1 protein-coding gene is annotated in these 300 nt (G+C 74.3%); it reads right to left on the reverse strand.

The window, feature by feature from the left end; all coding sequences use genetic code 11:
* Positions 1 to 300: SRPBCC family protein (locus J0695_RS38490; RefSeq protein WP_372445905.1), on the reverse strand; the 300-nt coding region annotated here is incomplete at both ends.

The following is a 300-nucleotide window of genomic DNA, read 5'->3' on the forward strand; positions in this document are numbered from 1 at the left end:
ATCTGGAGCCGGTCGGCGCGCAGGCTGTCGGGCCCCTGGAACTCGTTGGTGAAGCGGACGACGGCGGCCTGCGCGCCGACCGGCTCCAGATGGAAGCGGACCCGCCCGTGCAGATCGACCGTGTACTCGGCGACGCGCTGCACCTCCCACGCGGTGACCGTGCCGCTGTGCACGTTGTCGCTCTCGCCGTTCAGCCACCGCAGCTTGACCGCCCCGCCGAGCCGCGGCTCCAGCACATCGGCCGCCGCCAGCCACCCCGGCAGCCCGCGCGGGGTGGCCACGGCCGACCAGACCTGCTCC

It is taken from the genome of Streptomyces beijiangensis (assembly GCF_017315755.1).
Classification (GTDB): domain Bacteria; phylum Actinomycetota; class Actinomycetes; order Streptomycetales; family Streptomycetaceae; genus Streptomyces; species Streptomyces beijiangensis.